The organism is Dictyobacter alpinus (genome assembly GCF_003967575.1).
Lineage (GTDB): Bacteria > Chloroflexota > Ktedonobacteria > Ktedonobacterales > Ktedonobacteraceae > Dictyobacter > Dictyobacter alpinus.
The window spans coordinates 802,024-826,083 of the sequence record NZ_BIFT01000001.1; the positions used below are offsets into that span (position 1 = coordinate 802,024).

Below are 24,060 nucleotides of genomic sequence, written 5' to 3' on the forward strand. Positions count from 1 at the left end.
TTAAGCTGTTGTCTCTACAGGTAATGTTCCGCATCCTCACCGCATACATTATTTGACCCTCTCCAGGAGGAAATACATGCCAGTTTCGTGTCGTCTTCGTCTCTTGCTCGCTCAACTGAATGTTGAACGTGCGAAAAGTGGGCAGCCTGCCATCAGTTTGCGTCGCATTGCTCAGGAGAGTGGAATTGCTCAAAGTGTTCTGGTTTTGCTTCATACCGAACGCAGATAGCGCGTTGATTATGCAACCATCGACTGGCTCCTCACCTACTTCAATGCTGTGGTAAAAGGACAGGATATTCATGTCAAGCCCCTGCGTGTCAGTGCTCATGGATATTATGCCTGGGCGTTGCAGCACGAGATCGATCATCTGAACGGCATCCTCTACCTGAATCACCTGGATCGTCCTGAAGATTTGAGGAAGATCCATGAAGATGATGCGGTGGAAGAAAAGGTTTCTGTTGAAAAGAGAAAATAGCCCTCAAAGCTTTCTCAAGTATCCAGGCACTCATACCGCCCAGGGCATCACCCTTCAATGCATTGAAATCTATAAATATTGGCAACTGGCCGCGAAAGAAGGCCTGAATCGTTTCTTGCACCAGCGCCGCCATGATCAGCCCCAGAATATACCAGTGGAGATGGCGGCGGAGCGCAGCGACAAGAGAGAGGATCAGCATCCCAACAACAAAAAAGAAGACGGTATGTCCAACAAAATGATCATGCGCATTGTGGAAAACCTGGCGGAAAGGGACACCAAACGCCGGCCACACCTCACTCAACCAATCAAATGGGAACCAGAGAATGCCGAGCAGGGAAAGGACAATCCAACCGTAACGCAAACCAAACAACGTCAAGCGCCGCCATGGGCGCTGATGATTGCTATCCTTGAACATAGATATCTCATTCTTATTTATGGTAATAATCGTTCTACGCATACGGATGAAACAGAATACCAGCGTAACACAGATCCATTGCCAGTGCACATGCCCGTGTGCCACCTCTGGCTTACTCCAGTGCATGCCATCTCGCACGCCAATCTCTTTGATCACACAAGTAGGCTGATATTTATTTCTGAAAGATGGCTCGTCATCTACATTTTTGTTTGTTTCATTGCAATTTCTATCTTACCATTTTTCGTATAACCTGGATTATGAACGAGAGTATAAAGACGGCAAATATAATTACCAGCGTACTCAGAGGCAAGAAAGTGAAAAACAGATTCCCATCATTGTTCGTTAGTGAGGTAGAGAAAGGCAGCCGAAGGCGTAGCTGATGCATCAGCTACGCCTATTTTGCTGTCTGAATTAGTATTCTTCTGGTTCCTTGGGGTGTCCATCGGCAATTAGATGTAAGATGACGTTGTGTTCAAGGAACGCTTTGAGTCCTGCAAGGAGGAACGTGAAGCCCTGGGTTGCATCAATAGCCTGTTTGACACCTTCACCATTTCCACTGAAGCCGGTGTTGGTGATACGGACAAACGTGGTGTTGTCTTTCCGCGCGGTAAAGATCCACTCGACCAGATTCGAGGTGCCATAGCCAGGCCATTCAATGAGAATGCGCTTCTGCTCTTCAATGGCGAGAACAGTTACCTGGATGGAGAGATCATACATCTCCCAATCCCACTGGACCCGACGGCCTTGTTCCAAATTGCCACTGCCCCTGGTAAACCAGAATTTGGAGGTGATTGCTGGGTCAATAAATGCCCTGAAGACTTCGGCGACTGGCCGACGAATAAGCATGGCCGTTTCCGCAACTGGCATCTGTGTAAGTTGGAGGTTGCTCATCGATGGATTCCTTTCAACATATTCGCTTTGGGTGTCTCTGTTTTCGCTTTCCAGCATAGGCGGCTGAAACCCCTCACAATTCGTCGTTTTCGATAAGGTCCTTTAAGCGCAGCAAACGCTCGTTCCATTGCTGATTAATGGCTTCGATCCACACGCTGGCTGACTGGAGAGAAGTAGGATTGAACACGTACTGTTTCTCGCGCCCTGACGTTTGCACCTGCGCCAGTCCTGCCTGGACAAGCAGATCGAGATGCTTCATAATTCCCTGGCGACTGATAGGAAATTCGCGTGCAAGCTGCGTCGCCGTCTTGGGACTACTTCGGGCCAGCGTCGTCAACAAGCGCCGCCGATTCCCATCTGCAAGGGCGGTAAACACGCGATCTTCGTTCTCAATCATGATGACCTGCCAGGATAGAGACAGTGAGATTGCTCAGCACTTTTTCCCATCCCTGCATATTCCCTTTGAAATAGCTCTCTCGCACTTCTTCGGGCAGCGCTTCAAAACCTTGCTCCGTGACAGTGAGACGGGTCCCTTCAGGCACTGTCTTCAAGGTAAAAATCACCAACGTCTGCGCCGGATGAGAAAGGGCAATTTGCCCGTGGAAACCAAAGCGCTCCATTGGCTCGATGATGGCGATCGACCCTTTCGCACCACGATCAAAGGTCACGGCCTCCCCGATGGCAAAGCGTTCAAAGTGGATCGGTTGAAACCACTTCGCAATATGCTCAGGCATCGTAATTGCTCGCCAGACGCGCGAACGCTCTGCCTGAATGACGATACTCTGTGTGATCACGACTGCTTCCATAAGGATCTCCTTTCTAGTGCAACCAATGAGTTGCATATTTATTGTAGCAGAGATGATCACATTTTGCAACCAATGAGTTGCAGATTACAGAGGATTTTTTGACCATGGTGCGAAGACGGGACTTCGTCAAATTACGCTCGTCAAGCCATGGAAGAAAGACAAGACGAAGTGCTTTTAAGCAAGGGGATAAAGCGCTGACTGAGGTTGTACGACGCATCCGCTCTGATGCTCCTCCAGTGTTTATCATGCCGAAATCACACAATGGTGAGTTAACATGATCTTCAAATCCTCATTGAACATGGCAAAGGTCCCGGCCAGTATCCATCTACTCTGGCTTTTTTCTGTTGGAGGCGCGCTGCCTACTCACCTGGTATCATCCTCACTCCATCAGAGATATATACAACGGATGACAAAATAGAGCTCACTTTGTTGTATAATCTCAGAAGAGAACGCCGGGGACTATTTGGCGCGTGTGGACGGCTGATTGCGGACAGATCAGTTCCCAACAGGCACGAGGAGAAACAAGATGTTCAGTTCCCAACCATTTGATATGGATGCGTATGAAAAACGCTCGAAAGGTCCTTGTTTTATCTGCGAAATGCTTGCGGGCAATCCTGATTATCACCATCATCTGATTTATGAGGACCAGACGACTGTCGCTTTCCTTAACACATATCCAACCGTGTATGGCTATGTACTGGTGGCACCACGAGAGCACCGTGAGCAAGCTACAGGTGATTTTACGCTGGAAGACTACCTTGTCCTCCAGCGACTGATTTATCAGATCTCCGAAGCCCTACGACAGGTATTGCCAACAGAACGAGTCTATATTTTGACGCTTGGTAGCCAACAAGCGAATCGGCACGTTCATTGGCATATTGTTCCTTTACCTCCAGGAGTCCCCTATGAGCAACAGCAAACAGCAGTTCTGGACATCTCCAGAGGAATGCTTTCCATTGCCGATGAAGAAATGGCAGTACTTGCTCAAACCATTCGTCAGGCAATGGACCCACATGCTGCCCCACATAGTGGCGGCATGCTCGGATAGCCGTTGAGAGGTGATGGCCTATCAATTTTTTAGAAGTGGCGTTGCGGCCCGATACCATAGTTCAGCGCGAAAAAGGGGTCGGAAAGACCCCTGATAAGCTCTCAATAACAGTACCATTTAAATCTGTTGCCAGACAATATTCTCCGATCTCGTATCCCCCAGCAAACACATCTAATTTGGTAAGAATATGAGGTAAGCGAAACTCAGCATGCTTAAAACACAAAAATTGCCGATTAAAGCCTGTTCGCACCTCATGGCCATTGGGAAACGGTGCCATAGGATATCCTTGAAACCAGGTAGGATGATCGTGGAACCACCTCCTGTTCGGATTGGGCGTATACATCACACGCACAACAACCTTTCTATATCTTTGCTCATAATTAGACTTTCTATCCTTCCGGGTGAAAATTGATTCATCGAAGGTTTCCCGCCAATCACTATAATCATGGTCTCCTTCTTCATCTTTATAAAAATACTAGCTCCAAATAAGACAAACGTTGACAATTACAGATTTTATATGCTTAAATTTACCTAATCATTTAAATAATGCAAAAATAATCGAAACCTCATGAAAGTAGCTAATAATGAAAATGTATACATTAATCGGTCTCGATGGGAAGCCATATCAGAGTGAGCAGAAGGGTACGTTTGGAGGCTATAAACCAGACAAAATATATGGTTGCTTCGATTGTCCGAGCGCCAATCGCGCCATCGCCCAGGGCCACTATGTCCAGCATCGCGTCTTTTTCGCCGATGAGATAACAGCCATCGAGGCAGGCTATCGGCCCTGTGCCAAATGTATGAAAGAACGCTATCCTCTCTGGAAGCAGGCCGAGGGCCAAGCAGCAGGAAATAAAAAGCACGCGCTACAAATCTATCGTGCTCTCTGTGGGTATTAATGCGTGGGCTAGAATTATTATCCGCACATAATTGATCTCGTTGGCTAGCTGTTTCTTCAGTCCTTTCTTGACATCAACTAAACTTCCTGATACATTTTCCTCATGAGATTACGTTATATGCGCATTGTACAAGCAAATGTTCCTGCCTCTTTGCAAGCCTGAGTAGAGCGCTTACAAGGAGGCATGGATCAATATGAAGAATGTTTCTCTCATATTCGCACGTATGCAGCTTTGATTTGTATACGTGACAGATTGTCTTGCCCTTTTCTCTTCCTCTTTTGATGCGCTTGCACCAGGCATTCCTCTTTTTGCCACCTCTTTCATTGACAGATTTGTCCCCTTTTTTCAGAGGTTGGCTACGATTTTGATGTCATGGTCCCATTTCATCCTGGAAGGCAGGCGTTTCCTATGGAAAAACAGCATCACACTCAGACAGAACAGCACCAGAGGTTTTCTGGCTTTTCCGATACGATCATCACTCATCGAACCAATCCCAAAATCAAACAAATTCGCGCTCTTCTCAAGAGTTCAGAACGCGAACGAACCGGACTGGCACTGGTTGAGGGGCTCCGCCTGGTCACAGAGGCACTACGTTCTCCGCAACGTGTGCGTCACCTCCTCGTTGCGCCAGAATTATTGAGGAGCCTGCATGGACAGGCTTTGCTGCAAGAACAGAGACAAAAGAGACTTCCCTGCCTCTATGTGAGCAGCGAGGTCTTTCAAAGTTTTTCGCGCAAGGATAATCCGCAGGGCATTATTGTAGAAACACACCAGAGGCCTGATCGCAGGCTTCACTTGAAGGCAGAGCAACCCATCGTCTCAGGATGCGGTCACAAATAATCGAACCTTCTGGGCATCATTGGTCAGCGTGATCAGACGTTCAAAGTGCAGACCAAGCTTTTCTAGCAAGTGGGCGGAACGCTGATTATCTTGTGAGGTGATCGCCACCATACGTTGCAGGCCCAGAACCTGTCTTCCATATGCGATGACCGCAGAGGCTGCTTCATAGGCGTAACCCTGGGACCAGAACTGGGGAAGAAACGCAAAGCCAATATCCACATCTTCCAGGGATTCTCTTTTGATCAGTCCACAAATGCCAATGGGCGTATGATCTTCTTTCAGAGCAGTTACGTACAGACCAAAGCCCACGCGAGCGTACATCGCCATTGGTCCATTTACAATATAGGTACAGGCATCTTCAAGGGTTCGTACCCCATTATCACCAATATAGTGCAACCATGAGGGATCATTCATCAGCGCAAGAACAAATGCACCATCTTCAGTGGTGAGATAACGAAGGATCAGCCGATCTGTTTCAATCACATTCAATGGAGAGGACCCCCTTTCTGATACAATGAACCGGGCAGGATTGCCTGCTCCAGCTCCACCAGAGTATAGTGTATTCTATAGTCGCGTTAGTTCGCCAGGGATCTCTGTTCTGCTGATTCTTTCGGCGTTTCTAGCCACATGCAGTGGAAAAGATAAGCGCCAATGCTTGGACTCCCGGCAGCCTCGTAGGCAGCGATCCGTCGGCAGATCGTCTCAGGACTGCCAATGAGCGCATTCGTGTGGGTCTCTTCACGCAAAAGAGCGTTCATCCATTCAGGGATCGACGATTGGGCCTGCTCATTAGTATTACCAATGACACAGAGCACCTGTACGGTTCAATGAATGCTGCGGTAATCACGTCCAACGGACTCGCAATGCTTTGTGAGCACCACAAACTTGCGCGCAACAATTTGAGGGTGACTTGCTCGCCGCTGCCAGCAATCAGCAGGGGAACATGCGGCTGCTGCACCCCTTTGGCTGGTTGATGGCACCATGTACCTGATAATAGTTCCCTTCAAAGACGGCCTCGTCCTGCATCCACAGCGCCAGAATAGCCTGGATCGCTTCGCGCAACTGGCGCAGACACTCTAAGGCTGATGGATACTCGTAGCCATAGGCTCGATAGTCAGGCTCGTACCAGCCCGCTCCAATACCCAGGGTGAGTCGTCCATACGAGAGCACATCGACGGTCGAAGCCATTTTCGCCAGTAAAGCCGGATTGCGATAACCATTCCCGGTCACCAACTGACCAATCCGCGCGCGCCAGCGCCGCTATGCTGGTCCAACACTCAAAGGTCATTCCTCCTTTATTTGAAACAGTATATACGATCTTATGCTAAGAGTGTCTATTTGACCTATCAAACAGTTGCTTTAGAGAGTCATGAGATCCACGTGCCATGAGTAAGACGGCAGGGCCAGCGCATCTAAATGAGAGGTGATAAAAGAAGCGCTAAAACTGCGGAGATGCTGGAATTCACAGAACAACGAGAGGAATAAACTATGCAGTTTATGGAGTTCTAGTATCCGAGAGGTGATCACGCCTTTTAGTCAAAGTACTATGGAGAGGTTATTTGCATGGCCGATTTGAATAATCCCAAAGTTCAGAAGATACTCAACTCGAAAGCGTTCGCGCATCTTGCAACGATTGGCGCGAAGGGAGAGCCAAATTCATCAGTGATGTGGTTTTTGTGGGATGAGGAATACATCAAGTTTACCCATACCACTGAACGTCAGAAATATCAAAATATCAAGCGTGATCCGCGTGTGGCTATCACGATTACTGACCCCAATGACCCCTACACATATGCTGAGTTTCGTGGGATGGTTGATAAGATTGAGGAAGATCCCACTGGAGCCTTTTACAATATTCTGGCAGAAAAGTATGGCTCCTCCTCGCGCTATCGTGGCGATCCGCGTGTGGTTTTGTGCGTAAAAGTTGACCGCATCCTGGGATACGTATAGACGATACGCCCCCCTTGTGTCTGCAACTTCTGCAACTGGGTAGGTGCAAAAATTGCAGACACGAGTTTTTAGATGCAATTGCCCTGCCCGGTAAAGTTGACAGACGAATTCGTCCATGGTACGCTAGGCGTCGAACTTCCGGTGAGTTCATGAGTGATCAGCAACCTGGCTGAACATGTGAATCGTTGTAGTGCATTGAGCAGGAAAGGAGGTGAATAGTATGAGGAGTAAGAGAAGGATGAGCATACTTGTTAACCATCAATATAGGGATCGTCGCGCACGTAGACGCGGGCAAGACCAGTCTGACCGAACGGATTCTCTATGAGACCCATGTCATCGACGCTGTCGGTCGCGTCGATAAAGGGACGACCCAGACCGATGCGATGGATCTGGAGAAGAGACGGGGCATCACGATTAAGGCATCAGTGGTCTCTTTTTTTGTCAATGACGTGAAAGTCAATCTGATTGATACCCCCGGGCACGCTGACTTCCTGGCTGAAGTTGAGCGCTCCTTTAGCGTGCTGGATGGTGCGGTGCTGGTGATTTCGGCCGTCGAAGGGATCCAGGCACAGACCCTCATTCTGCTGTCCACCCTGCACAAACTTGCGATCCCCACCATGATCTTTATCAACAAAATCGATCGCAGCGGCGCACAAGCGGACTCCCTGCTGCAACGTATCAAGGATAAACTCACAGAGCATATTCTTCCATTCAATCACCCGGCACAGATCGGGACCAAACAGGCTGCCATTATCCCCCATGATCTCCATGATCCTGCGTTCCTACAAACCTGTCTTGAACAACTCGCGCTTCATGATGAGCGTCTGCTTGCCGCCTATGTAGAGGATCAGTGTATAACAGCGGAACAGGTCTGGAGCGCGCTCAAGCAGCAAGTCGCGGCGGCACAGGTGACGCCACTCTTCTTTGGGTCGGCCATTACGGGTGTCGGCGTCACAGAACTGCTGACCCATCTTTCTGACCTGTTCCCCTCCCAGACCGGTCTGGAGGAGGAGCCATTGTCAGGCATCGTCTTTAAGATGGAGAAGGAGGTGACAGGTGAGAAGATCGCGTATGTGCGTGTCTTTGCGGGCAGCTTGCAGGTGCGTAGCCAGGTAAACTTGCGACGCCGCACAGCGGATGGCGCGAGCGAGATATATACAGGCAAGATTCAGAAGCTGCATCTGTTCCGCGAGGGGACCACCGAACAGGTACCGATGGTGGCGGCTGGCGAGTTCTGTAAGGTCTGGGGTCTCAAGGATGTCAAAATCGGTGACGTGGTTGGTGAGTGGTCCAGCCAGATCAAAACGTTGCGCTTCGCCATTCCGCAAATGGAGACGCGCATCGAGGCGGTGCCCGCTGAACACAATCATCAGCTCTACCGGGTGCTTCTGGAACTGGCGGAAGAGGATCCTTTGATCTCTGTGCTCAAGGACGACCTGCATCAGACCATCTACCTGCGCATCTTTGGCGAGGTCCAAAAAGAGGTCATAGAATCTTTGCTACTAGAACAGCATGGCCTGACTGTCCGCTTTAGCGAGACAACCATCGTCTGTATCGAAAAGCCGATAGGGATAGGACAGGCAGTGGAAAGTATGGGCAAGGATGATAATCCTTTTGTAGCGACGATCGGTTTTCGCGTCGAGCCTGGTCCTCAGGGGAGCGGGATAAGCTATACAAGCACGCTCGGCGCGCTGCCACTGTCCTATTATCACGCGATTGAAGAGACGCTCTACGCCACGCTGGCCCAGGGCCTGTATGGTTGGGAAGTGACGGATATCGCCATCACCTTGACCCACATGGGCTTTGATCGCCAGGCTGGCTCCACCGCTGGCGACTTCAGAAACCTGACGCCGCTGGTCCTGATGGATGCTCTTTCACAGGCTGGCAGTGCTGTCTATGAGCCAATCAACCAGTTTGAACTCAGCGTTCCAGTAGAGATCCTCAGCACCGCCATGTTGAAACTCTCAGCACTGGGAGCCCTCTATGAGCAACCAATCCTGCAAGGTGACACCTTCCTTTTAACAGGCACCATACCAGTAAGAACAACAGAGACATTCAGGCGTGAACTGCCAGCCATTAGCGAGGGTGAAGGCGTTTTTCTGGCAGAGGCATCTGGCTATCGTCACAAAGAGGGCGAGTATCCCACGCGTAAACGCCTGGACTATAATCCATTGCACCGTGAGGAATACTTGCTGCATGTCCACCATGTACGGTAAGGTGCTCGAGAAAGCGTCGAATACGTTATGCAGAAAAACAACATGCATGCTGATGAGTTAGATAAGGAAAACCAGGCCAGGGTTATCCCTGGAACTGGTCAATGTACGAAATCCTCGCCGAACACCGGCCCTTCCTATGTTTGCCTTCAGCCTGCGATGAGTTTGGAGCCAACTTGCCGTCTTATCAGTGCAAAGAAATCGATACCTCTGACACATCGAGGGAAATAGGAGAGGAAAGGACACAATAATCATGCGGAACATTATCGAATATACTCTGATCTCAGTAGACGGCGTTTTCGCAGGAGCAGGCATCTCGGGATTTTCTGAGTACCGTGATGATGCGTATATGCGGGACGGATTGGGTCAAGCACTGGCATGCGACGCAATCTTAATGGGCAGGACCACATACGAAGGCTTTGCTGTAATTTGGCCGAGACGCACCGACCCGTGGGCCGACAGGATCAATGCCATGCCAAAGTATGTGTTCTCATCGACGCTGGAAAAAGCCGAATGGAACAACACAACCATTGTGCGAAGCGATGTGGTGGCTGAAGTGACCAGGCTCAAGCAGCAGGAAGGACGGGATCTTCTCTGTAGGGTAGGCATCTAGCGAGGTACATTGCTCCAGCGATTGTCGTGATTGATGCGGCGATGGGGATCCTCTACTTTCGTGGAGACACGCATCTTTATCTAAAACCAGCCCCTGGCCGCGCGAGTCTCAATCTCTTCAAAATGGCGGGCGCTGGCTTGGATCTGGAACTGCGAGCCGCTCTTTCCTTCGTCAGAAAGAGTGGACAGCGCGTTAAAAAAGACTTTATTCCTTTATTAAAATTTCAAAAAGTGAATACAGATTAGTTATGACTCAAATGCTTACTACCATATGACAGCTATATAACCTTCACTGATCCATAATATTTTTCAAAAGTTGACTTGAGAAAAAAAGAAGAAGCGGTTATACTGAAAATAATGACGCATCAAACGTTGAAATAGTAAGGGAGTGGGAATGCCTCTCAAAATCAAAAAGCTCAAAGCAGCAAGTGAGAAATCTCATGAAAACTGAGCCGCTGCGCTGCTCCATGAACATCCAATGGAGCGAAGAGGATCAAGCATACATTGTCACAGTTCCAGAGCTTTCAGGATGCAAAACCCATGAAAAAACGTACATTGAAGCCGTCAAACAAGGGCAGGATGCGATAGAAAGTTGGATTGAGGCAAACAAAGCATGGGGGCGTCCGATCCCTGCGCCAAGGATTACCATGACCGCAGAAAATGCATACCACATACGATCAACAAGAGGCTGAAGAAGGAATTCCCTCAAGGTTTCTTCGCTTTTTGTTCTCTCTTGCCATCACTCATGCTCAGATATCGTTTGACAACAACACTTTCTTCTTGGCCTAACTGCTCCCGCAACGTGAACAGATCGCCACCTGCCTGCAGATAGCGCACCGCAAACGTATCACGTAACAGGACAGGGCCAACCTCTTTTCTCATGATCCCTGCTCGTTTCCTGAGTCGCCCAAACAACAGCGCAATGCCATTGCTGGTGAACGGGTGCCCTGTCTCAGAAAGAAACAGAGGCTCCTCTCCCACTCGTCTTCGCTTCACATCTTGTCCATTCTTCAGGCGATAATGATCCAGATACACGCATAGATGATGGAGTCCCTCATGCCCCAAAAGGACCCATCGCCGCGCAGAACCCTTTCCTCGTACTCTGAGTTTGCCTTGTTCACGATCTACATCTGAAAGGCGCATCCCGCAGACCTCTGCAGTACGCATTCCGGTCTCAGCAAGGATCCAAAGCACAGCTTGATTACGCGCCGCAGCCTGATCTGCTCCTGGTACCTTCTTCCTCGCAGGCTGACAGGCCAACAATAAGCGTTCCCATTCCTCCGGCTCAACGAGGTGAAGAAGCCCAGATTCCTCGTGGGGCACATGCAAATGCTCAAAGGGAGTCCGCTTCAGATACCGTTGCCGCACCAACCACTGACAAAAGGCACGAGCCGAGCGAGCATACGATGCGATGGTTCCAGCAGCACGGAGCATTCCCTTTGCCATTGGTCGCTCACGAAGAAACGTGAACCAGCCCTGTACAGCAGCCTCGGTAATCTGGTGTATAAGATCACACTGACACTCAGTAAGCAGATATTGTTGGAAGAGATACAGGGCCGTCTGGTGCCATTCCAGCGTTTTTGGCCGTCGTTTGCCTCTGCGTTGTGCCTCAAGATAGTCCTGGATGGCTTGCTCAATGGAGATCGACGCCCCTCTCTGGCGCGATGCACTACTTCGAACAGCGTTTTGTGATGGTAGGCCGCCCTGAGCGTGCTCCTGGTCTGATAGAAGCGTATGCGGCTCGTGGGCGCTGACGGCTATTTCCAGTACCTTCTTCGTCTCATCCTCAACGGGACGCGAAAGCATCTGTGGTTCTGGCAGTTGCTCCTGCAACACGGATCTCGCAAGGGAAACCGTGGCAACGCGAGCCGGCAGGTCTGGTTGGTCAACCGCTCCATCAAGCCTCTCTCGTACCGAAAGAGGACATCCATCTTCATACAATATGTCCTCTTGCCATGGTCCACCACGTGTCTCTTGTAGGCAAACTCGTATCTTGCGCACACCTCGCTGCAACGTGCGCAGATGGAGTGGCTGGTAGCGCTCGGGAAACAGGCGCTGCAATTCTCGAAACATCTCGCCACAGTTACGCTCTGGATAAGCAATTATCCAGGATGCGATCAGTTCCCACACATCCTTGAATGGATCGTGGCGCGTTCGTGGCCAGTCAAGCAGCGTCTGCAGTGATGGTGACTCATGCACCTGCTCGCGCTGTTCCAGGGTCAACACTGGGGGAAGGACATCGGATCCAAGAGATGCTGGAAGACAGCGTTTGACACAAAATCTCCGCACAGGAAGCGTCTCTTTCCCTCCAGAAGCGCCCTCTATGCAGGTAAAGAGCGCCTGCTGCATCTCTTTCACCTGCGCAAAGAGCAACACGGGATCGCATGCCTCAACCATCTGCATCAACGCGTGTTCCTTGGAGGCTGACAACACCTTGGAACGCAGAAGGCGTTGTAGTGGCGTCCTGGCCACATCGTAAACCAGGTGGACCTTTCTTCCATCTACCTGTTTCGCTTGTAATTTCATCGAAGGCTGAAAATAATTGACATAAAAGTGCAGCGCTCGGTAGACTTCACCCAGTTGCTGATAGGCCTGCATTCCAACAAATCGATCATATCCAACCACCTGACGTACGATATGGCCATTTTTCTGCTCAACATAACACTGATCATTCTTGAGCGCCGGACGTCCTCGGGTAAAGGTGATCTGCTCCTGCTCACAATAACTCAGCACCGCCTCATTCATGAATTCCCCTCCATTATCTGTATCGAGCCCCAGGATGGGAAAAGGAAAGAACTCGCGTGCCTGTCGTAACGCGTCGAGGACACTATCCTGGCACTTGGACAGGAGAGGAAGGCATTCCGTCCATCCTGTTGCAATGTCCGTAAGGGTCAACGTGTAGAGAAAACTTCCCTTGGTGTCCACACCGCCATGGGCCACCAGATCTGCTTCAAGAAAACCAGGTTGGGTCTCATTCCACTGTCGAAAGGTCCGGATGGGAATCTGTTGCTTGAGCAGTGTTCCTGGACGCGTCGTGGAGAGGCCAGAGGGACCACGCCCTCGATGCATACGCAGCAAGCGATCAGCTGTAGCGACACTCATCGAGAGGAGTTGGATTCGATCTGTGTCACTCAGATGCAGGTGTCCGTGCCGCTCCAATGCTTCGACGAGCGTCGGCAAAAACGGCATAAAGCGCTTGGCAGCTATCCGATTCGCGGCATCCCACACCTGAACCAATGCCTCCTGGACCTCTGCGCCATACCGCCGTGAACGTGGGCGCACCGGAGCTGATTGCCCTTCCTCGGTATGATTCAACAGCCACATGGCATATTTACGATGATAACCTGTGAACTGGGTAAACTCGTCAAGGATGATTCGCTTCTGCGCCGATGTGGCCTGCCGATAGTGAGGCAACAATTGTTTGAGCACTTCACGCCTGGTGTGTAAACACAGCCCACCCCCCATCATCTTCCGTCCTTTGTAATCAAACCAGGTGGGCATGCTGGCCATTGACACGACAGCGTTATTTGCCTCACCGAAAAACTTCCTCTTGATAGACATTGTACTGGATCCTTTCCTGGCAAAGAAAGAGGATATATGAGAGGAAAAATTCGCTCAATAGACATAAGAAAAAATCGTATGAGGCCAGGCAAGAGGAAGATTTCTGGTGAGGCAATGCGAGAGAGATGGCAGGCTGTCGTTGAACAGGTTTGCTCCAAAAACACAATCGTCCCCTTGCTGACCTGATGGCGAACGCTTCTTACGAAGCGGCCTCTCATCGGCCTGCAAGGGGACGATTGACATGAAAGGAGCGGGAGACGAGACTCGAACTCGCGACAACCTGCTTGGAAGGCAGGGACTCTACCAACTGAGTTACTCCCGCGAGAAGTCGGGGTGCGCAGACTCGAACTGCGGACCTCCTGGTCCCAAACCAGGCGCGCTACCAACTGCGCCACACCCCGTCGACACTGTGTACTATATCATTCCTCTAGAGCTTTGTCAAGCACTTCTTTGCTGAATTTTCGTATTGGTAGGAAAATTCATTTTTACCCGGCCCGCTACTGCTCATCTTTGCGCCGGTAACGCAATTTGAGGATTAATAGGTTCCACTGTGTTTTTAAAGTACTTAAAGGACCACGCCGCAAAGGGGTGATCTTGATATTCCCATAACGCGTGGAACTTACCCGACGCGCTCGAAAGATAAATTGCGAGAACATCACCAGAAAGATGCCGACAAATCCTGCCAGCGCTAAAATTAAGGTGATGATATTTTGTCCCGCTAGAAATGCATATGCTCCCCCGAGCAATGCACAGACTATCGTTCCTAGTAGGAGCCATTCTATCGTGGAAAGATTCCAGGTGATGGGCCGCGATGGCTGGGTCCTCAAATTAGGCCCTGGCCTCCTGCGAAATCTTTCTCCAAACTTCTGGGATTTCCCAGCTTTCGGGTCGGTGTGCTCCAAATTACGTAGGATTTCTTCGATCTCACGTTCGTATCTATTTGGCATAGCCGCTCTGCTTCCTTGAACTTGTCAGGACGCTCTTGCTTGTAATGATACCAACTTTTGAGCGCAGAGACAAGTACTTTATGACATAATTTTCAGAAGTGAGAGGATGAACTTAACAACTGTAGGATTTTGCCCCTAAAATAGTTTGTACTTTCTCCGCTAACTCCAATGGGTGAAAGGGTTTTGTCATATGTTGAACCGCTCCGAGGTCAATACTGATGCGCTGGTAAATATCTTCGGCATGCGCGGTAATCATCATTACTGGTATATCACGTGTAGAAGGATCGGTTCGTAGACTCCTACAGATATGATATCCATCCTCTCCTGGCATCATGACATCCAAAATTATCAAATCGGGTAATTGCAAAGCTAAAAATCGCTGAAGTTGCTGTCCATTTGAGGCTGCCTCTACGTGAAAACCATGACGAGTAAGCACAAATGTGATGATCTCGCGTATCTCTTTATCATCATCGACTACCAGAATTTTCTTCGCCGTATACTCCATCTGATCCTCTCACCTTTCTCTGCCATCTCTCTCTTCTTATGATACAGATTTCCTCTCAGAAGTACAACTTGTACCCCTAAATACGCTACTGAAGTCCATTTTTCTCGTATTATCGGATGGAGTGTTGACTGACTTCACGTCCTCTGTTATCATATTCCTCAGGATCTGACAGTAATCTATTTAGTAATAGTAAAAGAGGTGGAAAGACATGGTCACCCCTCCTCCTTCCTGGTCATTGGTTTTGCAGGGGATTATAAAGTCATCCGGAGAAAAACAACGCTTGTCATCAGCCCTTGGCGTCACAAGTATGACGCTCTCACGCTGGGCAAGTGGTGAGTCCAAACCCCAGAAACAACATTTAATTCATTTACTTCAAGTGGTGAATAGCAGCCAGAGGCCTGATCTGCTTCAAGCACTTGAAAAACAGTATCCCGACATTCAAACCTGGTTGACTGAAGATAGCTCTGAACATATCCCCTCAGAATTTTTTGCACAGGTACTAAATATACGTACAACCACCACTGAAAGCTTACGTTTCTGGCGTATCAGCGAATTGGTTTTGAAACAAACGCTCATACAACTCGATCCTAATCGCCTGGGTATGGCGGTGAAACTTGTACAATGTATGCCACCCGATGCCGAAGGCAAAATTCGCAGTTTACGCGAACGCGCTGGCAAAGGTACATTGCCCTGGACGGCGGATCTGGAACATGATGTGCTTTTCCTTGGCCTTGAGTCCCTTTCTGGCTATGCGGTCGAAGTACGCCATATCGTCAGTGACGATGATCTCAGACAGAGCAAGACCTTTCCAGCCATTCAGGATGCTTTTGAGGTAAGTGCTGCCGCTCATCCTATCCGCTTTGAAGGTCGCATCGCCGGTTGCTTATTAGCCTCCAGTACTCAGGCTGGATATTTCTCACAACAACGTCTCAATCTCCTTACCATGTTTAGCGATCTCATCTCACTGGCCTTTGATAAAGAAGATTTTTATCCCTCACAGATGATCGAGTTACGTGTGATGCCAAAACCACAAGTACAAAGGCCACTTCTGGCTAACTTCCGCCAGCGCGTTACTATTAAATTTCAACAAGCGATGCAACAACAGAAACAATCCAGTAATGCGGATATTGAGCAAGAAACCTGGCAAGAATTAGAGGCCGAGTTACTCGCACACCAGCTGTCCTAGTTGCATCACGAGATACTAATCAATATCATATTTTTTCATTAAGTAACGCAATTGATCAACTTTAGCCAGTCCAAGTAACTCGGTCGCCTGCAAACGATTATGCTTTGCCATTTCCAGGGCTCCACGCACCAGGTGTTTTTCCAGACGGGCATTGATCACTTCTAAGGATACCGGACCAACTGGTCGCAGATTCAGCCATTGCTCCCAAGGATCATTCCATGATTCAGCATTAATATCTGCCTGACCGACAGTTTCTTGCGGTAAATGGAGTGGTAATAGTTGATCACTACTACTTAAAATCATCGCCCGCTCGATGACATTTTTTAATTCACGAATGTTTCCCGGCCAACGATAGGCAAGCAAGAGGCGTTGAGCCTCAGGTGAGATGCGGCTGACATTGCGCCCCATGGCTTTATTGAATTCATCAATAAAACGTGAGGCAAAGAGTAAAATGTCGCCAGGACGCTCACGCAACGGTGGTAAAGGAATAATAAAGACCGCAAAACGGAAATAAAGATCTGAACGGAATGATCCTTCAGCTCTAGCTTTATCAAGATCTCTATTCGTGGCTGCAAGCACCCGTACGTTCAAGTTAACCTCTTTATTGCCGCCGAGACGGAAAAAGGAGCGCGTCTCCAGTACGCGTAACAATTTGGCCTGCATATCGAGTGGCATCTCACCAATCTCATCCAGGAAAAGGGTGCCTCCTTCAGCTAATTCAAGTAAACCACGTTTTTGCTGCTTGGCATCTGTGAAGGCATACGGTTCATACCCAAATAATTCACTCTCGATCAAGTTACTGGCAATAGCAGCACAATTGAGGGCATGAAACGGTCCAGTACTACGTGCACTTTGTTCATGGATGGCATGTGCCACTACCTCTTTACCGGTGCCACTCTCTCCAATAATTAGCACTGATGCATCGCTGGGGGCTACACGGGCCACCAGATCAAAGACTTCGCGCATACGCTCACTATGACCAACCAGATACTTAAAATGGTAGTTATCGCTCCGTTCTTTGCGTAACTGGCGTAGTTCTCGCGACATGGCGCTGGTCTCCAACGCACGTTGCACGACCAGTAGAAGTTCCGCCAGATCAAAGCCTTTGAGCAAGTAATCTACCGCTCCCAGTTTCATAGCTTCAACCGCGGTTTGCACATCTCCATATGCCGTCAGAATAACCACGGGGATATCCGCGTCAAACTTACGAATCTGGGATAGAACTTCCAGACCACTCAGTCTGGGTAAACGTAAATCGAGCAGTACCAGGTCTAGTGTGCGATGGTGAAGCTCGGCTAATCCAGCCTCTCCATCCGCAGCTGTAAAAACATCATAGCCCTGCTGTTTCAAAAAGCGCGCAAACTGATGTGGCAAATAGGGCTCATCATCAATAATAAGAATACCCAGACTCACAACGACACCTCCTGCTTTTCCACCACTCCTGGGTAGGCAAACGGCTTATGCGCAATTAATAGGATCCATCACCCGAAACATATGGCATGCGCACAGCAATAGTAGTGCCATAACCATACTGACTATCAATGCGTAGGTATCCTCCATGATCCTCGACTAACCTCCTGCTAATAGCTAATCCCAGCCCAATACCATGTGCCTTGGTCGTATAAAAGGGTTGAAAGATATGCTTTAATTGCTCGGGCGTGATACCAATACCGGTATCCCTGATTAAAATCTCTAGCCATTGCTCAACGCGGAATTCTTTCTGACTTACATGCTTATCAATCAGCCATGCATAAGCACTGGGGGCCAGTCCTGAGGTGCCCGAAGGCCGCTGAGTGGGAGGACAATCTGATCCCGCGGTATCATAGATAGCCTGTTCTGTCGAGATGCAATGACAGGAAACGGTCAGGATACCACCATCGCCCATCGCCTGTAGAGCATTAAAAAAAAGATTCAATAACACCTGCTCTATCTGGTCCGTGTCGATCCAGATAGGAGGTAGCTCATCGAAGCTGCGGTGAACTTCAACATTAGCATCCACGCATTGATTCTGGATTACGGTCAGAACTTGCTCGCATAACTCGTTAATATTGCAGCGCGTACGGTGAAGCTGGCGCGGTTTGGCGAACAGAAGTAAATCGCGCACAATACAATCTAACCGCTCAACTTCTTTGAGCACAACTCCAGTAGAGGTTTGTATCCATTCTCGCTGCTCCTGGAGCGCAATATCATCAACCAGCAAATCATTATGAAGCATCTGGATAGAGGTTTTGATGGATGCCAGAGGATTGCGTACCTCATGAGCGACGCTAGCAGCCATTTCACCAAGCGACGCCAGACGATCCAGACGACGCTTCTCCTCTTCCAGGCGATGCATAGCAGTCACATCAGTAAACGTCGTCAACAATCCCATCTGGCTTCCACTATCATCATAGAGCGGTCGCATATCCACATCTAAGACCAACTCACGCTCATAGCGGTCTACTGTCACAATAGTCTGACTCTGAGCTTCACCAATATGCATCCCTACCAGAAACGCCTCCTGTGGCTGAACAGGAATATATTGGCCAGCAGAAACCCTTCCTGTATCTTCATGATTTGGATGCAGGTCAAGTATTTTTCGTAAGGGTTGTCCAAGCACTTCATAAGGATGATAACCCAGAATAATAGCTGCGGCACGATTAAAGGTATGCACACAACCACTTTGATCGGTTGCGATCAGCCCGCTAGGTACACTTTCCAGAATCAACGTATGCAATCGCTGATCTTTTAAGACCTGACGCAATAAACCATGGGCCTCGTTACGAGCCAGGATAACTTCTTTTACTAGTTGCATATTTTCTAGGGCCGCGCTAGCCTGACTGGCGACAACCTGAAGCAGAGCTATCTCTGCTTGTCGCATCTTCCAGGGCCGATAATACGCACCTACAATGCAACCAAAGAGCCGATCAGGTTCGAGGCCACTCCTACCAGGCTCGAACTGTTGTTCGCGGTCTGAGTGCTCCAGGGGCTGGCTGCTCAATAAAGGCAACGCAAAAAATGTTTTGACACGCGCTGGCAGCTCCTCAAAGTAGTCATGGACATACTCATGCTTGCCATCTCCAGGGCGCTCAATGATCAGTGGGAGAATCGTATTTTGCTCGCGAAAACGTTGAAAAAGTAGTATGCGCAACCGTGGTGTCAACCAGCTGCTACTCTCCAGAGGAGTATCCGCTTCTATGATCTCACAAAGATCGACAAGCGCGATCTCACGAGTACGTTGCAGAACCACACTGTGTAGCCGCCCTATTTCAAAGAGTGAACTATTCACCTGACTACTGATACTGTTGAGCAAGGATAGTTCATGAATACGTTCACGATCACGCTCAAGTAAACGTGTATTCTCTAACAGCAGTGCAACCACTCCTGCCACAGATTCTATGGCGCCATCCGTCTGTACGGGCCAATGCGGAGGATAATTGTTCGCGCTCTCATCCGCATCCCGTAAGAGGACCAGCACACCAACAGGACGCTGCCGATAAATCAGTGGAACCGCCAACAAGGTTGGTGTACTGACTGGATGCAGAATCAGCTTTCGTTCACGCCAGGCACAAGCTTCTGGCTCGTTGCTACGGAGATCAATAGGATTTACGTGGGCGACCGCTAATAGGGCCGCTGACCATCCTGGAAGATCATCAAAAGAGCCTGAGGCCAGTTGGAGGGTCTCTCCAACCCGTAAATAGAGGAGTACGCAACGGCACTTGAGTAGCGCAGCTAAACGCCGGGGTAGACTATCACGCAATGTACGATAATCAGTAACTGCGCCAAAATCATCGAGTAGTGTATTCACAATCGCAGGTATAGCTATTTGTTCACAACTTTGCTCCACATCCATCGTCACAGGTGCCCCCTCTTCCTCAATTTAACACGTCTTTCTATTCTTCAACCTGGAAATGTTTAAACGAGGATTATGCCCTACTATACCAGAATATGCTCAACATTGCACCACGTCAGCAAGACTATGAAGATATTGTCATTATACTCATGAAAGCAGAGGGGATAACGATTTGTGACTATCTGGCTGATGTTCTATAATAGAAGCGCGCTTCTCATTCTTATTTGGCAAGGGGAACACTTAAAAGCATGGGGCAAACACACAAGCTATCATCTCAAGGTCCATTGGACACGGAAAAAAAGCAGCCGGTCATCACTGCTCCGCTCTGGGTCTCTACGCTCGCGACAATCCTTTTTGGTCTCATTTATACGCTTTTGCCAGCACGAATTACATTTGGACCCAGTTGGCTACCACTGATCATTGTGATTGTCCTTAGCCTACCAGGCCTGGTGGCTTTTTTGCTGGGCCATCCACTACCACATCACATTAATCGCGCACTGTCCTTCTGCGTTTTGGGTGTGATTACAGCATTTCTGATCACTGGCGTAGTATTACTGATTTCAAGCTTGCCCACCAGACAACAGGGGAGCGATGCGATCAACCTGCTGCGCACGGGAGGAGCGTTATGGCTCAGTAATGTCCTGGTCTTTGGACTCTGGTATTGGGAGATCGATGGCGATGGTCCTCATAAACGAGCCAGGGCTGGACATAAGGCGGCTGATCTCCTGTTCCCACAACAAGCCGATGGCAATAAACAACATTGGATTCCACATTTTGTTGACTACCTTTTTGTGAGCTTTACCGGCGCAACCGCGCTTAGTCCTACAGATACCTATCCTTTAAGTCATCGGGCCAAATTATTGATGATGATTGAAGCGATCATTGCTCTGACCATCCTCTCGATCCTGATTGGGCGCGCCATTAATATTGTCTGATCATGTTGATCCTGGAGTTGATCAGAGTATACCCCTGGCATACTCTGATCACACAACTATTCTTATTGAGGACGATACGTCACCATCTGTTCACCCTCACCTTGTTCAGCACGGCGCACCACACTATGAGCGGGCGTGGTCGTGGCAACTTCACGTCCATTTTTGAATACATGCAGGCGAGCAGGTAATAAACGTAGAGCCTCGAAGGCGTTGGGGGCATCCAACAATAGGAAGTTGGCAGGCTTGCCTTCCTCAATACCATAACGATCCTGGATACGTAGCACCCGGGCAGCATTGGCGGTAATCAGATCAAAGACAGTATCAATCTCGTCAAAGCCGCTCATATGACACAGATACAGTGCCAGTTGCGCGGCTGCCAACATATCCCCACGTCCCAGCGGAAACCAGGGATCCATGATAGAATCGTGTCCTAGCGCGACATTCACATTACCAGCCAGCAATTCTTTGACACGCGTAATACCACGGCGCTTAGGATAGGTGTCGAAACGTCCTTGCAGCACCACATTATCAAAAGGATTAGCCACAACATTCATCTGCGCACGGGCCAGTAGTCCAATTAATTTGAACGCATACGCATTATCATAGCTATGCATGGCGGTACAATGGCTGGCCGTCACACGACCATGCCAGCCCTGCTCAATCGTATCGGCCGCCATCACCTCAGTAAAACGCGAAAGCGGATCATCGGTCTCGTCACAATGACAATCGACATCACGATTAAACTCTTTGGCCAGGGCAAAGGCATAGTGCACATCTTCGACACCCATATCGCGTGTCCATTCATAGTGAGGAATGCCCCCAACCACATCGCAACCCATCTCCATCGCCTTGCGCATCAATTCTCGCCCATGGGGGAAAGAAAGGATACCATCCTGTGGAAAGGCGACCAATTGCAGGTCACAAATATCGCGCACTTCCTCACGCACTTCCAGCAAAGCTCGCAAGGCCGTCAAAGCAGGATCGCAGATATCTACATGGCTACGGATATGTAAGGTACCCTGTGCAACCTCCCAGCGAATCTCTTCCAATGCACGCTTTTTGACATCTTCATGCGTCAAGCTCGGCTTACGCTCACTCCAGATCTGAATACCTTCTAGTAGGGTGCCGCTGGTATTGTAACGTGGTTGACCCACCGTCAGGACCGCATCAAGATGGACATGGGCATCGATAAACGGAGGCGACAACAAACGTCCATCGGCATCGATTTCCCGCGCCGCTGCGGCCGAGGAGAGATCCTTGTTGATGCGGGCAAACGCTCCATTCTGAATAGCAATATCCACTAGCTCAGGACTCCGATGTAAGCGCGCATGTCGAATAACAACATCATATTGCATATTTTTATCCTTTATGCAAACAAAAATTATCAATACTGGTATCAGCTTCATAATGTAACATAACATATAAGCGAAAGGGATATCCATCAAATATGAAGGATATCCCTTTCGTACCAACCAGAGTCAGGCCTGAGCAAGCTCATGACAGTCTACATAGCCTAACGACCAGTCCGTTTCAACTCAATACGTCGTAGAATGAAATAAGCAATCGCGGCAATAACCGCGCCTAACTCAAATCCAATATCCATACCCGAAAGGGATTGGGAAATTGGGCCAGTAAAAAGATATTGTGATGCCCCTAACCAGACGCCAACTAGTCCCAGGAACATCGAAACAATGGCCGCCCAACCAATAGGAAGCTTGCTGCGTGTATTCCAATCCTCCACATTGTAGTTGCCTTTACGGAAAACAAAATGTTCCAGAATCAGAATGACGCTCCAGGGTCCTAACCAGTAGGCAATCAACAACAGGAAGTTGTCCAATGTTTCACTAAAACGATCGACCGAAGGAATTGCAATCGCGACATAAATAACCGCTCCAATCAAGGTCCAGACTGCTCGATTCACGCGCTGAAAGGAATGTCCTAAAACCTGTATGGTCAAACCAAGGCTATAATCATTAGGAATGTTATTGGCAATAACACTCAGGGCCAGCAAGGCTAGAATCAACGTCCCTACACCACCCAGAGGATTAAGGACGAGAGCCAGCGCTTCACCGGTGCTCGGAGCTTTATAGGCGGCGACCGTCGTTAAGGCGAGGCCCAGAATTTCCAGAATAATACAGGGAATGGTTACGCCAAGAAAGGTCAGCCAGAATACACGGCGGGCAGAGGTCTCTTCTGGCTGATTGACATTATAGTCAGCAGCGTAGGAACTCCAACCGGTTGCAAAGCCATAGATTGCTCCACCGAAGGAGATCAGGCCGGCAAATGTCCCCAGGCTAAACGCAGGAGCAGGGACAACCGTAACATGTGGACCGGCCAACACAATCAACAGGATAAAAATTAAAGCCATTGGTATCCAGGCGTAACGCTCATAACGATGTACATATTTATATCCATAAATACTAACCACCGTTGTTAACACTGCGATGATCAGGATACCTACCCAGGCCGGGACCGCGCCATGACTAAGTGCTTTAACCAGTTGTCCACCCACAATAACATTGACAGCAGACCAACCGATACATGCGGCAATGTTAAAGAGGGCCATAATGATGGTGCCCCACCAACCAAATGAGAAACGGGTAATCGTCATCTGCCGCAATCCAAGTTTGGGCCCTAACGTGGAGAAAAAGGCCACGGGCAGAACACCTAAAATGTTAAATATGACAATAATTGCGATACTCTGCCAGAAACCTAGTTTAAAGAGGGGAATTGCCAGGGCCCCAAGTGCCACCGTTGAAAGAACCAGATTGGCGGATAGCCACATGGTAAAATTATCAATAATGCGCACATGAGTTCTGGCATGGGGAGAGACACGCTCGATACCATGTGTCTCAATCCCTTGTTCCATGACAGGAGTTTCCACTGTATCTGTAGACAAGGATGAGTGCTCCTTAAAAAATAAAAATATAACGTGCTAAAAAGAG

26 protein-coding genes and 2 tRNA genes are annotated in these 24,060 nt (G+C 49.1%); 12 read left to right on the forward strand and 16 right to left on the reverse strand.

Going from position 1 to position 24,060, the window contains the following annotated elements; translation table 11 throughout:
• The first annotated feature begins 76 nt into the window (after positions 1-76).
• The 3 genes from EL633_RS36455 to EL633_RS37415 all read left to right on the forward strand — a co-directional run bounded on the left by EL633_RS36455 (position 77) and on the right by EL633_RS37415 (position 1,139).
• On the forward strand, positions 77-229 hold the full coding sequence (locus EL633_RS36455) for a hypothetical protein (protein ID WP_161981903.1): 153 nt from the start codon (positions 77-79) through the stop codon (positions 227-229).
• Positions 230-277: 48 nt separating this feature from the next.
• A complete protein-coding gene (locus EL633_RS03125; RefSeq protein ID WP_246039073.1) occupies positions 278-475 on the forward strand; it encodes a peptide deformylase in 198 nt (65 codons plus the stop codon).
• Positions 476-635: 160 nt separating this feature from the next.
• Positions 636-1,139: a hypothetical protein gene (locus EL633_RS37415; protein ID WP_246039074.1), complete on the forward strand. Its 504-nt coding sequence runs from the start codon at positions 636-638 to the stop codon at positions 1,137-1,139.
• A 162-nt stretch (positions 1,140-1,301) separates the two neighbouring features.
• Here the strand turns inward: EL633_RS37415 and EL633_RS03130 are convergent, their stop codons facing one another.
• The 3 genes from EL633_RS03130 to EL633_RS03140 form a co-directional block, all read right to left on the reverse strand.
• The gene (locus tag EL633_RS03130) at positions 1,302-1,781 is read right to left on the reverse strand and encodes an SRPBCC family protein (protein WP_126625794.1); all 480 of its coding nucleotides are present in this window, start codon (positions 1,779-1,781) and stop codon (positions 1,302-1,304) included.
• A gap of 73 nt (positions 1,782-1,854) precedes the next feature.
• Positions 1,855-2,178, reverse strand: coding sequence for an ArsR/SmtB family transcription factor (locus EL633_RS03135; protein ID WP_126625795.1), 324 nt, complete (start codon positions 2,176-2,178; stop codon positions 1,855-1,857).
• Entirely contained in the window at positions 2,171-2,587 is a 417-nt protein-coding gene (locus EL633_RS03140) for an SRPBCC domain-containing protein (protein ID WP_161981904.1), read from the reverse strand. Before EL633_RS03140 ends, EL633_RS03135 begins: the two co-directional genes overlap by 8 nt.
• 526 nt (positions 2,588-3,113) lie before the next feature.
• Between EL633_RS03140 and EL633_RS03145 the strand changes: the two genes are divergently transcribed.
• Positions 3,114-3,635, forward strand: coding sequence for an HIT family protein (locus EL633_RS03145; protein ID WP_126625797.1), 522 nt, complete (start codon positions 3,114-3,116; stop codon positions 3,633-3,635).
• A 61-nt stretch (positions 3,636-3,696) separates the two neighbouring features.
• Here EL633_RS03145 and EL633_RS03150 read toward each other — a convergent pair whose 3' ends face one another.
• Positions 3,697-3,912, reverse strand: coding sequence for a hypothetical protein (locus EL633_RS03150; protein ID WP_126625798.1), 216 nt, complete (start codon positions 3,910-3,912; stop codon positions 3,697-3,699).
• A gap of 307 nt (positions 3,913-4,219) precedes the next feature.
• Here EL633_RS03150 and EL633_RS03155 point away from each other — a divergent pair, with 307 nt between their 5' ends.
• The gene (locus EL633_RS03155; protein WP_218027413.1) at positions 4,220-4,534 is read left to right on the forward strand and encodes a metal-binding protein; all 315 of its coding nucleotides are present in this window, start codon (positions 4,220-4,222) and stop codon (positions 4,532-4,534) included.
• Positions 4,535-4,942: 408 nt separating this feature from the next.
• Positions 4,943-5,374: an RNA methyltransferase substrate-binding domain-containing protein gene (locus EL633_RS03160; RefSeq protein WP_161981905.1), complete on the forward strand. Its 432-nt coding sequence runs from the start codon at positions 4,943-4,945 to the stop codon at positions 5,372-5,374.
• On the opposite strand, the gene EL633_RS03165 is transcribed toward EL633_RS03160, so the two are convergent.
• The 3 genes from EL633_RS03165 to EL633_RS38020 all read right to left on the reverse strand — a co-directional run bounded on the left by EL633_RS03165 (position 5,354) and on the right by EL633_RS38020 (position 6,604).
• Positions 5,354-5,863, reverse strand: a complete 510-nt coding sequence (locus tag EL633_RS03165; RefSeq protein ID WP_126625800.1) for a GNAT family N-acetyltransferase — start codon at positions 5,861-5,863, stop codon at positions 5,354-5,356. The genes EL633_RS03160 and EL633_RS03165 overlap by 21 nt on opposite strands.
• A gap of 86 nt (positions 5,864-5,949) precedes the next feature.
• Entirely contained in the window at positions 5,950-6,189 is a 240-nt protein-coding gene (locus EL633_RS38015; protein ID WP_307720613.1) for a hypothetical protein, read from the reverse strand.
• A 115-nt stretch (positions 6,190-6,304) separates the two neighbouring features.
• Positions 6,305-6,604: an LLM class flavin-dependent oxidoreductase gene (locus tag EL633_RS38020; RefSeq protein WP_307720621.1), complete on the reverse strand. Its 300-nt coding sequence runs from the start codon at positions 6,602-6,604 to the stop codon at positions 6,305-6,307.
• 333 nt (positions 6,605-6,937) lie between these two features.
• Here EL633_RS38020 and EL633_RS03175 point away from each other — a divergent pair, with 333 nt between their 5' ends.
• From EL633_RS03175 to EL633_RS03190, 4 genes are all read left to right on the forward strand, one after another.
• On the forward strand, positions 6,938-7,324 hold the full coding sequence (locus EL633_RS03175) for a PPOX class F420-dependent oxidoreductase (RefSeq protein ID WP_126625801.1): 387 nt from the start codon (positions 6,938-6,940) through the stop codon (positions 7,322-7,324).
• A gap of 248 nt (positions 7,325-7,572) precedes the next feature.
• A complete protein-coding gene (locus tag EL633_RS03180; RefSeq protein WP_126625802.1) occupies positions 7,573-9,540 on the forward strand; it encodes an elongation factor G in 1,968 nt (655 codons plus the stop codon).
• Between the two features lie 250 nt (positions 9,541-9,790).
• The gene (locus EL633_RS03185) at positions 9,791-10,150 is read left to right on the forward strand and encodes a dihydrofolate reductase family protein (protein ID WP_126625803.1); all 360 of its coding nucleotides are present in this window, start codon (positions 9,791-9,793) and stop codon (positions 10,148-10,150) included.
• 439 nt (positions 10,151-10,589) lie between these two features.
• Positions 10,590-10,841, forward strand: coding sequence for a type II toxin-antitoxin system HicB family antitoxin (locus EL633_RS03190; RefSeq protein WP_126625804.1), 252 nt, complete (start codon positions 10,590-10,592; stop codon positions 10,839-10,841).
• Positions 10,842-10,854: 13 nt separating this feature from the next.
• Here EL633_RS03190 and EL633_RS03195 read toward each other — a convergent pair whose 3' ends face one another.
• The 5 genes from EL633_RS03195 to EL633_RS03215 form a co-directional block, all read right to left on the reverse strand.
• Entirely contained in the window at positions 10,855-13,710 is a 2,856-nt protein-coding gene (locus EL633_RS03195) for a tyrosine-type recombinase/integrase (protein WP_126625805.1), read from the reverse strand.
• Between the two features lie 249 nt (positions 13,711-13,959).
• A tRNA-Gly gene (locus tag EL633_RS03200) sits at positions 13,960-14,032 on the reverse strand.
• 6 nt (positions 14,033-14,038) lie between these two features.
• A tRNA-Pro gene (locus EL633_RS03205) sits at positions 14,039-14,111 on the reverse strand.
• 96 nt (positions 14,112-14,207) lie between these two features.
• Entirely contained in the window at positions 14,208-14,657 is a 450-nt protein-coding gene (locus tag EL633_RS03210) for a hypothetical protein (protein WP_126625806.1), read from the reverse strand.
• A gap of 112 nt (positions 14,658-14,769) precedes the next feature.
• Positions 14,770-15,162: a response regulator transcription factor gene (locus EL633_RS03215; RefSeq protein ID WP_126625807.1), complete on the reverse strand. Its 393-nt coding sequence runs from the start codon at positions 15,160-15,162 to the stop codon at positions 14,770-14,772.
• Between the two features lie 208 nt (positions 15,163-15,370).
• Here EL633_RS03215 and EL633_RS03220 point away from each other — a divergent pair, with 208 nt between their 5' ends.
• Positions 15,371-16,348, forward strand: a complete 978-nt coding sequence (locus tag EL633_RS03220) for a GAF domain-containing protein (RefSeq protein WP_126625808.1) — start codon at positions 15,371-15,373, stop codon at positions 16,346-16,348.
• Between the two features lie 15 nt (positions 16,349-16,363).
• Here EL633_RS03220 and EL633_RS03225 read toward each other — a convergent pair whose 3' ends face one another.
• Together EL633_RS03225 and EL633_RS03230 are read right to left on the reverse strand one after the other, a co-directional pair.
• Positions 16,364-17,761, reverse strand: a complete 1,398-nt coding sequence (locus EL633_RS03225; RefSeq protein ID WP_126625809.1) for a sigma-54-dependent transcriptional regulator — start codon at positions 17,759-17,761, stop codon at positions 16,364-16,366.
• Positions 17,762-17,816: 55 nt separating this feature from the next.
• On the reverse strand, positions 17,817-20,180 hold the full coding sequence (locus EL633_RS03230; RefSeq protein WP_246039199.1) for an ATP-binding protein: 2,364 nt from the start codon (positions 20,178-20,180) through the stop codon (positions 17,817-17,819).
• Positions 20,181-20,428: 248 nt separating this feature from the next.
• On the opposite strand from EL633_RS03230, the gene EL633_RS03235 reads away from it, so the two are divergent.
• Positions 20,429-21,115, forward strand: a complete 687-nt coding sequence (locus EL633_RS03235) for a hypothetical protein (RefSeq protein WP_126625811.1) — start codon at positions 20,429-20,431, stop codon at positions 21,113-21,115.
• Positions 21,116-21,177: 62 nt separating this feature from the next.
• On the opposite strand, the gene EL633_RS03240 is transcribed toward EL633_RS03235, so the two are convergent.
• On the reverse strand, positions 21,178-22,470 hold the full coding sequence (locus tag EL633_RS03240) for a cytosine deaminase (RefSeq protein WP_126625812.1): 1,293 nt from the start codon (positions 22,468-22,470) through the stop codon (positions 21,178-21,180).
• Positions 22,471-22,628: 158 nt separating this feature from the next.
• Entirely contained in the window at positions 22,629-24,014 is a 1,386-nt protein-coding gene (locus EL633_RS03245) for a cytosine permease (RefSeq protein WP_126625813.1), read from the reverse strand.
• Positions 24,015-24,060 lie beyond the last annotated feature (46 nt).